This is a genomic window from Neisseria sp. P0009.S007 (assembly GCF_051962515.1).
Map to the genome: position 1 here is coordinate 1 of NZ_JBQCVF010000353.1, position 1,379 is coordinate 1,379.

Consider the following 1,379-nt stretch of genomic DNA (forward strand, 5'->3'; position numbering starts at 1 on the left):
TCCGAAACATTGTATTGAATTCTGAGCGGCGTACCTTGCAGATTGAAGGCTTTGCGGAACGTTTGGGTCAAATAGCGTGTATAGCTGTCAGAAATGGCGTGCAGCGAATTGCCGTGTACCACAATCACCGGCGGATTCATGCCACCTTGGTGAGCATAACGCATTTTCGGACGCACCAAGCCAGCACGCGGCGGCTGTTGACGCTCGATAGCGCTTTGCAATACACGCGTGATCTTCGGTGTCGGCATCTTAATCATCGCCGCATTGTAGGCAGCCTGAATGCTTTCAAACAAACCGTCTATACCGCGCTCTTTCAACGCAGAAATAAAGTGGAACTTAGCAAAATCAAGGAAATACAGTTTGCGGTTGATATCGCGTTTCACTTGCTCGCGGCGCTCTTCGCTGATGCCGTCCCATTTATTGACCGCCACCACCAAGGCACGGCCTGCTTCCAAAGCGAAACCTGCAATCGTCGCATCTTGGTCGGCAATATCTTGTTGCGCGTCCAATACCAAAACAGCAACATTTGCCGCTTCAACCGCCTGCATGGCTTTGATAACGGAGAATTTTTCCACCGCTTCATCCACTTTGCCGCGACGGCGCACACCTGCGGTATCGATGATGGTAAACGGTTTGCCTTCGCGCTCGAAATCAATGTGGATGCTGTCGCGCGTCGTACCTGCCATATCGAAGGCAATCACACGCTCTTCGCCGAGAATGGCGTTAACCAGCGTAGATTTGCCGACGTTCGGACGACCGATAACGGCAAAAACAGGATGTTTCGCTTCTTCCTCTTCCTTTTCAGGCTCAGGGAAGGTTTCCAAAATATCTTCAATCAGATAATACACACCATCGCCGTGTGCACCTGAAATAACATAAGGGTCGCCCAAAGCAAGTTCGTAGAACTCGGCGGCAAGCACGGCTCTGTTGCCCCCCTCACCTTTATTCACGGCCAAATAAACAGGGCGCGGACTTTGGCGCAAACGGTCGGCAATGATTTTATCTTGAGGTGTCAAACCGGTACGGCCGTCCACCAAAAACACAACTGCATCGGCTTCATCGACAGCCTGCAAGGTTTGTTTTGCCATTTCGTGCAAAATGCCACTGTCCACAACTGGCTCAAAACCGCCGGTATCGATGACCAAATAAGGTTTGCTGCCGACTTTGCCATGACCGTAATGTCGGTCTCGGGTCAGGCCTGGCAAGTCATGTACGAGCGCGTCTTTGGTGCGCGTCAAACGGTTGAATAAAGTAGATTTGCCGACATTGGGACGGCCGACAAGTGCGATGGTTGGTTTCATGATTGAGTCTTTCTGTGTCAAGTGCCGCCTAAAAACGGGAGCGGAACACAAGCAGGTGTTTTAAAAACACGGTTGATA

The 1,379-nt window shown here is 51.1% G+C and carries 1 protein-coding gene; it reads right to left on the reverse strand.

Annotated features, from left to right (window positions below):
• Positions 1 to 1,301: ribosome biogenesis GTPase Der (gene der, locus ACTHS3_RS13210; RefSeq protein ID WP_440368153.1), on the reverse strand; the 1,301-nt coding region annotated here is incomplete at its 3' end.
• Between the last annotated feature and the right edge of the window lie 78 nt (positions 1,302 to 1,379).